Below are 6,414 nucleotides of genomic sequence, written 5' to 3' on the forward strand. Positions count from 1 at the left end.
GTCGTCGTCATGATGGTCGGCCTGCAGGGTTCCGGCAAGACGACGACCTCGGCCAAGATCGCCAAGCGGCTGACCGAGCGGCAGAACAAGAAGGTCCTGATGGCCTCGCTCGACACGCGGCGGCCCGCCGCGCAGGAGCAGCTGCGCCAGCTCGGCGAGCAGACCAAGGTCGCGACGCTGCCGATCATCGCCGGCCAGAGCCCGGTCGATATCGCCAAGCGCGCCGTGCAGGCCGCCAGGCTCGGCGGTCATGACGTCGTCATCCTCGACACGGCCGGCCGCACCCATATCGACGAGCCGCTGATGGTCGAGATGGCCGACATCAAGAAGGTGTCGAGCCCGCACGAGATTCTGCTGGTCGCCGACTCGCTGACCGGCCAGGACGCCGTGAACCTAGCCAAAAGCTTCGACGAGCGCGTCGGCATCACCGGCCTGGTGCTGACCCGCATGGACGGCGACGGCCGCGGCGGCGCGGCGCTGTCGATGCGCGCCGTCACCGGCAAGCCGATCAAGCTCATCGGCACCGGCGAAAAGATGGACGGGCTGGAAGAATTCCACCCCAAGCGCATCGCCGACCGCATCCTCGGCATGGGCGACATCGTCTCGCTCGTCGAGAAGGCCGCCGAGACCATCGACGCCGAGCAGGCGGCGGCGATGGCGAAGAAGATGCAGTCGGGCAAGTTCGACCTGAACGATCTCGCCCAGCAGCTTCAGCAGATGTCGAAGATGGGCGGCATGGGCGGCATCATGGGCATGATGCCCGGCATGGGCAAGATGAAGGACCAGCTGGCCGCCGCCGGCCTCGACGACAAGATGTTTGGCCGCCAGCTCGCCATCATCTCCTCGATGACAAAGGCCGAGCGCGCCAATCCCGAGATCCTCAAGCACTCGCGCAAGAAGCGCATCGCCGCCGGCTCCGGCACCGACGCGGCCGAGATCAACAAGCTCTTGAAGATGCATCGCGGCATGGCCGACATGATGAAGGCGATGGGCGGCAAGGGCAAAGGCGGCGGCCTCATGCGCGGCATGATGGGCGGCCTCGCCTCGAAAATGGGGCTGGGCGGCATGATGCCCGGCGGCGGCATGCCGGACCTGTCAAAGATGGATCCCAAGCAGCTCGAAGCCTTGCAGAAGCAGGCGCAGGCCGCCGGCCTCGGCAAGGGCCTCCCCGGCGGGCTTCCCGGCGGCGGACTGCCGGGCCTGCCCGGCGGCATGAAGCTTCCGGGTCTCCCCGGCCTGGGCGGCGGCGGGCTGCCCGGTTTGGGCAAGAAGAAGTGAAGGGGCGATGAACGAGGAGAAAGACATGGCCGATGCACGCGCCATCCTGGCCGGCTACCGCGCTTCGATCGACAATATCGACGCCGCCCTCATCCATATGCTGGCCGAACGCTTCCGCTGCACCAAGGCGGTCGGCGTTCTGAAGGCCGAGCATGGCCTGCCGCCCGCCGACCCCGCGCGCGAGCAGCAGCAGATCGCCCGCCTTCGCCAGCTGGCGAAGGATGCGCATCTCGACCCGGATTTCGCAGAGAAATTCCTCAACTTCGTCGTCCGCGAAGTGATCCGGCACCACGAACAGATCGCCGCTGCCAACGGCGTGACGAAAACCGGCTGAAACCAGCCGAAAACTCATCAACGAAATCAGAGCTTTTAGGAGACAAAGAAATGGCACTGAAGATCAGACTGGCCCGTGCGGGCTCGAAGAAGCGTCCTTACTACCACGTCGTCGTCGCCGACGCCCGTTCGCCGCGCGACGGCCGTTTCATCGAGTCGCTCGGCTCGTGGAACCCGCTGCTGCCGAAGGACGGCGAGCGCGTCAAGGTCGACGCCGACCGCGTCAAGCACTGGCTGTCACATGGCGCCCAGCCGACCGACCGCGTGCTGCGCTTCCTCGACGAGGCCGGCATTGCCAAGCGCGAGGCCCGCTCGAACCCGAACAAGGCCCTGCCCGGCAAGAAGGCGCAGGAACGCGCTACCCTGTTGAAGAAAGCCCAGGAAGACGCCGCTGCGGCGGCCGCCGCCGCGAGCGCCGCGCCGGCCGAGGCTGAAGCGGCCAGCGCCGAGTAATCACGGTTCTTCGTCGTCTATGAAAACGGCGGGCATCGGCCCGCCGTTTTTCTTTGTTCGATTTCGGTCCGATACCTCAATAGCCGGACGGGCAGCGCGCCACGTAGACGCGGCCGTAGCGGTCGCGATAGCGGCACTGGCCGCTTTCGCTGGCATGGCCGATCAGCGCGCCGGCCACCGCGCCGACAGCGCCGCCGACAATGGCCCCTTGGGTCGGGTTGTTGGCCACAGCAGCGCCTACAGCCGCACCGCCCAACCCGCCGATCGCAGCACCCTTTTCCGTTTGCGAGCAGGCGCCCAAGGCCATGGTCAGCACTAGGATGGTAATTGCTTTCTTCATTGCTGTTCCTCTCTCAAGCGCCGTCCTCGCCGCCATGCCCTAAACTCACAAACAGCTAAATTGATCCCGGCAATGATGAAGATTGGCCGGCTACGCGCCGGCCGGATTCACGGCACTGAACGCCAACTAGTTGAAACTTCGTGGTTTTCAGCGCTCCGAAAGGCGCTTCAGATTGCCGAGCCCGGCCTCGAAATCCTTGCCGATCAGCGTGTCGAAATTCATGAACAGGCCCATTAGCTTGGCGATGAAGGGCCTTGCCCCGCGCATCGCCCAGGTGACGGTCGTGCCCTCGCCGGACGGCGAAAGCGTGAAGTCGACACTGTTGTTGGCCCTGAACGGCTTTTCGAAGTCGAGCTTGAGCGACACCAGCGACGACGGCACCGAATTCGTGATCTCCATGCGGCCCTTGCCGGCCTTGGAGTTGCCTTCCCAGGCATAGGCCGCGCCCTTGCCGCTTTCGGCGCCGGACAGCGTGCGCTTCATGCCGGGATCGAGTTTTTCGAAGGGCGACCATTCGGGCCAGCGCCGGAAATCGTTGAGCAGCGGGAAGATCGTCTCGGCCGGCGCCTTGATGCTGGCCGAACGCGTGACGACGAAATCGTTCGGCCGGGTCGCGGCATAGATCAGCACCGCGGCGATGATGACGACCAGGATGATGAGGATGGTGGCAAACATCTCTTTTGCTCCTCTATCGCGAGACCGGGATCAGCGCGCGCACCCTTGGGTCGCGCAGGTAGAGCCAGCCCCACAGGATGATGCCGAGATAGACGCCGAACAAGGTGTGCGAGAAGAGCGGATTGCCGATCCGCACATGGGTTGAAATCGCGCCGCCCATATAGGCGGTGAGCAGGATAGCGCCGAGCACTGATGTGCGCGGCAACGCATAGAGCGCGGTCGAGATCAGCCCGATAATCCCGATCAGGCGCGCGACATTGGCGTCGGCCGGCCAACCGAGTTCGGTCATTGCCCGGGTGACCACGTCCAGCGGCGGCAGCTTGATGACACCGTCGAAAATCATGAACAGGACGACGGCGGCGCTAAGCACGCGCCCGGTCCACAAGGCGCCGTTCGAGACAGGCGCGGCTTCGGAAATGCTCACGGATGTTCTCTCCTGATGGTTCGATCCCTCTGCCGGGGTCGAACCAAGGACGCGCCATGGAGCCGCGATCCTACAGGGTCCGGAGTGTTTTCAGCGCAGGTTCCGCCAACCGGTCGTAAACGCCGCTCGCCGCTATGAGGCGCACCAGCTCCGCCTGCCGCCGCGTCTCCGTCTTTTCGAACACGTGCTGCAGGTGGGTGCGCGTCGTGGTCAGGCTGATGCCCAGCTCGTCTGCCACTGCCTGCAGTCCTTCGCCGCGGGTGATCGCAATGGCCACGGCCGCCTCGGCTGGGGTCAGCCCATAGAGATTGCGCAACTGGCCCTGCATGGTCCGCGGCGCGCTGTCCGGATCGGCCACGAACACGATTGCGGCCGGGCGGCCGGTCACGAACCATGTCGACTCGATCTTCAGCGGTGCCACCAGCACGCTCAGCGGTCGACGCGGCGCCGGCCGCGCGAGCGCCATCACGCCGCCTGCGGTGTCCGACTGCTCCGCGGCCGAGGCAATCAACCGGCGAAATTGCGCGGCATCCGCTGGCTTATTTGCGCGCAGCGCCGATTTCTCGATCCTGATTCCATCGGCTTCGGTGAGCAGCGCTTCGGCCGCCCGGTTGGCGAATAGGATCTCGCCATTCGCCGCCACGATCAGCACACCCTGGGCGACGCGGTCGAGCGCCTCGACATTGGCACTCCTGGCGATCTCCGAACGCGAGAGCCGCAATCCCATGCTCGCCGCGCGAACCAGATGCGGCCCGACGCGGCGCAGCCGGTCGAGATGCTCGGGCTCGAACTCGCCGGCCGTCCTGGCGCGTCCGCAGGTGAACACGACGCGCATGTCCGGTTCGTTGGCCAGCACGACCCCGATCGGGTGGCACATGTCGCCGGGCCGGCAGAAGTCGTTATAGAACTCGGAGCGCTGGTAGACTTCGCGCGGCAGGAGGTCCCACACCGGAATCAACGCGCCGGCGCGCAACCTGGCGATGCGCGGCAGGAACACGTTGGTCTTGTAGTAATACTGCGCGTAGGTGCGGTCCGCCTCGGGCGGCATGCGCACCGAACTCGCTTCGCTGCGCAACGTCCTTGCGTTCTGGAACGTCAGCTTGGTGGCGGCGGCGCCTTCGAGGAAATCCGACAGCGTCTCGAGAACCTGCGGCCAGCGGCCGGGTTCGACCGCCGCGTCGTAGATCTGCCCGACCATGCCGTCGAAGTCGTGCATGCGTGCCGGTTCCAACGCTCCCTCACCCGAATGGATCTGCAGTTTGCCGGAAGCCGGCTTTGCTGACAACCACTCCCCGCCGCATCTCATATGTTCATACGAGGCGACTGCCCGAGGTCAGCGTATAGCTATCGTGACGCCATCAAGCTTCACTCCAACCACATGTGGCGAAGATGCAAACGCGGGCAGAACCTGGTACTCAGACCGATTGGAACGGTACGCACTACGAAACGCTTCTGACGGCGCGCGAGACCGGCGGCAAGCTCGGGGCATTTGCATCCGATGCTGGTCCGGGCGACGGACCGCCACGCCATCGCCATCTCGAGGCCGACGAAATCTTCGTCATTCTGCAAGGGCGGCTGCGCTTCTGGCGCGCCGGGGAAACTTCCGAACGCAGCGCCGGAGAAATGTTCCACATTCCCGCCGGCGTTGAGCACGCGTTCGTCGTCGTCGAGCCTGCGCAATGGATCGCCATCTTGTCCCCGGGAGGTCTCGAAGGTTTTTTCCCGACGGTTGCCGCGCAGGGACTGGAGATTCCGCGAGACGTAGCCGCAATCAAGGCGATCGCCACCCAGTTCGACATGGAGATTACCGGGCCGCCCTTGGGATATCCGCGAACGTAAGGCGACCTGGCCTGAAGGCCGGGAACATGTTCCGGGACGTCTTCCCCGAGAGCAATTTCCAGGAAAAGTGTAAGCGGTTGGGCTCAGCGCCTTCGCCGTAGCCACGCATCCGGAATTGCGTCAAGACAGGAGAACAGCGCCACACGCATTCCGGGGAAGGAAACCATGAGCGGCGAGACGGATCTGCAAAAGCTGCTGGCATCGATGACGCCGCAGCTTTACCCGGAAGTCTATGTCTTCGCGACCTTGCCGCCCGACGCAGCCTTGCCGGAGGGCCCGGAGCCGGTCATGCGCTTCATCGAGCGCGAGGGCACGACGCTGATCCTGGCCGAAAGCAAGGCGAAGGCAGCCGGCCTTGCCGGCACGTTCCGCAGCCGGATGATCACGCTCGACATCCACTCCTCGCTGGAAGCCGTCGGCTTCCTCGCCGCCATCACGACACGGCTCGCGGCGGGAGGCATGGGCGTCAATCCGGTGTCGGCCTTCTATCATGACCATCTGTTCGTGCCGGCGGAGCGGGCGGAGGAAGCGCTGGCGATATTGCTGGAGTTGGCGGTGGAAAGCGGCGGCTTGGCTCAGCGACCACGCACGTAAAGAATATCCGGCAAGCCTTCCTCATTGGCCGAGCCGTCGCCGAAGGCCTCGGCGCGAAAACCATGGCGTTCATAGAAGCGGCGCGCGCCGGTGTTGGCCTGGAAGCAATGGAGCTTGACCAGAGGCATGCCGGCGGTGGCTTGGGCAAGCAGCCGGCTGCCGATGCCTTGTCCAGTCCAGGCCGGATCGAGATAAAGCTGCTCGACCCAATTCTCATTGACAGCGATGAAGCCGACGATGCGGCGGTCGGCCTCGGCGACCGTCACCTGCTGATTGGGCAGCAGGATGTCGCGGATGAAGAACAGGTCTTCCTCCGGCGTGTGCAGCAACGGCATCCAGTCGAAGGCATCGAGCGACGCGCGCATCATGGTCGCGATGGCGGGGGCGTCGGAAGCGATGGCCGGGCGCAGGAGGATATCTGAGGGCTCTGGACCGATCATGAGGGCGGTTTCCCCTTCTCCCCTTGTGGGAGAAGGTG

At 65.0% G+C, this 6,414-nt stretch carries 10 protein-coding genes; 5 read left to right on the forward strand and 5 right to left on the reverse strand.

All coding sequences use genetic code 11. The features are described 5' to 3' along the window. The 3 genes from ffh to rpsP form a co-directional block, all read left to right on the forward strand. The coding region (gene ffh / locus FJ980_RS28860; RefSeq protein WP_140547043.1) for a signal recognition particle protein at positions 1-1,278 on the forward strand (1,278 nt) is incomplete at its 5' end. Positions 1,279-1,285: 7 nt separating this feature from the next. Beyond that, complete coding sequence (locus tag FJ980_RS28865) at positions 1,286-1,612, forward strand: chorismate mutase (protein ID WP_095770012.1); 327 nt, start codon at positions 1,286-1,288, stop codon at positions 1,610-1,612. Between the two features lie 50 nt (positions 1,613-1,662). Then, positions 1,663-2,064, forward strand: a complete 402-nt coding sequence (rpsP, locus tag FJ980_RS28870) for a 30S ribosomal protein S16 (RefSeq protein ID WP_140547044.1) — start codon at positions 1,663-1,665, stop codon at positions 2,062-2,064. Positions 2,065-2,140: 76 nt separating this feature from the next. On the opposite strand, the gene FJ980_RS28875 is transcribed toward rpsP, so the two are convergent. From FJ980_RS28875 to FJ980_RS28890, 4 genes are all read right to left on the reverse strand, one after another. Next, entirely contained in the window at positions 2,141-2,404 is a 264-nt protein-coding gene (locus FJ980_RS28875) for a YMGG-like glycine zipper-containing protein (protein WP_140547045.1), read from the reverse strand. A 147-nt stretch (positions 2,405-2,551) separates the two neighbouring features. Then, positions 2,552-3,079, reverse strand: coding sequence for an SRPBCC family protein (locus FJ980_RS28880; protein ID WP_140547046.1), 528 nt, complete (start codon positions 3,077-3,079; stop codon positions 2,552-2,554). Between the two features lie 13 nt (positions 3,080-3,092). Beyond that, entirely contained in the window at positions 3,093-3,503 is a 411-nt protein-coding gene (locus FJ980_RS28885; protein WP_140547047.1) for a DoxX family protein, read from the reverse strand. 70 nt (positions 3,504-3,573) lie between these two features. Then, the gene (locus tag FJ980_RS28890) at positions 3,574-4,719 is read right to left on the reverse strand and encodes a helix-turn-helix transcriptional regulator (RefSeq protein ID WP_181181331.1); all 1,146 of its coding nucleotides are present in this window, start codon (positions 4,717-4,719) and stop codon (positions 3,574-3,576) included. A gap of 173 nt (positions 4,720-4,892) precedes the next feature. On the opposite strand from FJ980_RS28890, the gene FJ980_RS28895 reads away from it, so the two are divergent. Together FJ980_RS28895 and FJ980_RS28900 are read left to right on the forward strand one after the other, a co-directional pair. Then, on the forward strand, positions 4,893-5,342 hold the full coding sequence (locus FJ980_RS28895) for a cupin domain-containing protein (protein ID WP_246676585.1): 450 nt from the start codon (positions 4,893-4,895) through the stop codon (positions 5,340-5,342). A gap of 165 nt (positions 5,343-5,507) precedes the next feature. Further along, a complete protein-coding gene (locus FJ980_RS28900; RefSeq protein WP_140547050.1) occupies positions 5,508-5,936 on the forward strand; it encodes an ACT domain-containing protein in 429 nt (142 codons plus the stop codon). On the opposite strand, the gene FJ980_RS28905 is transcribed toward FJ980_RS28900, so the two are convergent. Beyond that, the gene (locus FJ980_RS28905) at positions 5,918-6,376 is read right to left on the reverse strand and encodes a GNAT family N-acetyltransferase (RefSeq protein ID WP_140547051.1); all 459 of its coding nucleotides are present in this window, start codon (positions 6,374-6,376) and stop codon (positions 5,918-5,920) included. The two genes, FJ980_RS28900 and FJ980_RS28905, sit on opposite strands and share 19 nt — an antisense overlap. Between the last annotated feature and the right edge of the window lie 38 nt (positions 6,377-6,414).

The organism is Mesorhizobium sp. B1-1-5, assembly GCF_006443065.1.
Lineage (GTDB): Bacteria > Pseudomonadota > Alphaproteobacteria > Rhizobiales > Rhizobiaceae > Mesorhizobium.

Coding starts and splice junctions, on each gene's coding strand:
- FJ980_RS28895 (WP_246676585.1), top strand. CDS start 4,893: ATGCAAACGCGGGCAGAACCTGGTACTCAGACCGATTGGAACGGTACG.
- FJ980_RS28875 (WP_140547045.1), bottom strand. CDS start 2,404: ATGAAGAAAGCAATTACCATCCTAGTGCTGACCATGGCCTTGGGCGCC.
- FJ980_RS28900 (WP_140547050.1), top strand. CDS start 5,508: ATGAGCGGCGAGACGGATCTGCAAAAGCTGCTGGCATCGATGACGCCG.
- FJ980_RS28905 (WP_140547051.1), bottom strand. CDS start 6,376: ATGATCGGTCCAGAGCCCTCAGATATCCTCCTGCGCCCGGCCATCGCT.
- FJ980_RS28880 (WP_140547046.1), bottom strand. CDS start 3,079: ATGTTTGCCACCATCCTCATCATCCTGGTCGTCATCATCGCCGCGGTG.
- FJ980_RS28890 (WP_181181331.1), bottom strand. CDS start 4,719: ATGCACGACTTCGACGGCATGGTCGGGCAGATCTACGACGCGGCGGTC.
- FJ980_RS28865 (WP_095770012.1), top strand. CDS start 1,286: ATGAACGAGGAGAAAGACATGGCCGATGCACGCGCCATCCTGGCCGGC.
- rpsP (WP_140547044.1), top strand. CDS start 1,663: ATGGCACTGAAGATCAGACTGGCCCGTGCGGGCTCGAAGAAGCGTCCT.